Origin of the sequence: Microvirga soli (genome assembly GCF_016734765.1) — a bacterium.
Taxonomy (GTDB): domain Bacteria; phylum Pseudomonadota; class Alphaproteobacteria; order Rhizobiales; family Beijerinckiaceae; genus Microvirga; species Microvirga soli.
This window is the reverse complement of sequence record NZ_JAERQE010000151.1, coordinates 1-1068: the sequence shown is the minus strand read 5'-3', so window position 1 is coordinate 1068 and position 1068 is coordinate 1. Positions and strand designations below refer to the sequence as shown.

At 62.3% G+C, this 1068-nt stretch carries 2 protein-coding genes; both read left to right on the top strand.

The features are described from left to right. Window positions 1-156 precede the first annotated feature (156 nt). The gene (locus JKL45_RS30410) at window positions 157-498 is read left to right on the top strand and encodes a helix-turn-helix domain-containing protein (protein WP_246499135.1); all 342 of its coding nucleotides are present in this window, start codon (window positions 157-159) and stop codon (window positions 496-498) included. A 12-nt stretch (window positions 499-510) separates the two neighbouring features. Continuing rightward, the gene (locus JKL45_RS30405) at window positions 511-1047 is read left to right on the top strand and encodes an IS630 family transposase (protein ID WP_281401842.1); all 537 of its coding nucleotides are present in this window, start codon (window positions 511-513) and stop codon (window positions 1045-1047) included. Window positions 1048-1068: the final 21 nt, after the last annotated feature.

Here is a 1068-nt window from a genome sequence, read left to right as displayed (position 1 = left end):
CCCAAGCCTCCGCTCCGAAAAGGAGCTTGAATCAGAGTTGCGAGCCCGTGGGAATCATGAATGTCAACGCGCCCTAGAGCATCGGACTGGAAATTCGACTCCTGGGTTTTGGCGTAGTGCGATCTGTGATTCACTCTCTGGAACGGGAGGTGGATCATGGGTCACTGCTATTCTCTCGATCTTCGGGTGCGCGTCGCCGACTTTGTCGAGGCGGGGCATTCCTGCCGGGCGGCCGCCGAGCACTTTGACGTCAGCGACAGCTGCGCCATCAAGCTGGTGCGGCGCACGCGGGACACCGGCTCACCGGCGCCGGCCCGTCAGGGCCGTCCACCGGGACGCGGCAAGCTGGTGCCCTATGAGAGCTTCCTGATCCAGACCGTCGAGGCAAGGCCGGCCATCACCATGCCTGAGCTCGCCGCAAGGCTGCTGGACGAGCACGGGATTGTGGCTGCTCCCGCGATGGTCTCGCGCTTCCTGTGCCGGCGCGGCTTCACCTAGAAAAAACACCTGATGGCGGCGGAGTGCGCACGCGCCGACGTGCGGGATGAGCGCAGCGTTTGGCAGACACAGCGTCAGGCCCGCATGCGCCAAGAGCCGCACCGCTTAGTGTTCTTGGACGAGACCTACGTCAACACCAAGATGACCCGCCTGCGCGGGCGCTCGCGCAAAGGCCAGCGGTTGCGCATGAGCGCTCCCTTCGGACATTGGAAGACGCACACCTTTATCGCCGGGCTGCGGTGCAGCAAGTTGAGCGCCCCGTGGGTGATTGATGGTCCGATCACCCGCTTGGCGTTCGAGGCTTACATCGAGACACAGCTCGCGCCGACGCTGAGATCAGGCGATGTGGTGATCCTCGACAACCTCGCGGTCCACAAAAGCGAGAAGGCCGCGCAGTGTCTGAGGCAAAGAGGCGCCTGGTTCCTGTTCCTGCCTGCTTACTCGCCCGATCTCAATCCGATTGAACAGGCCTTTGCCAAGATCAAGGCACACTTGTCAACGGGCGTTGAAGCCTCCGCATTTGTGGGCCTTCAATTTTCCCTTACCTGATAGACGACGACGTTCTCCGGT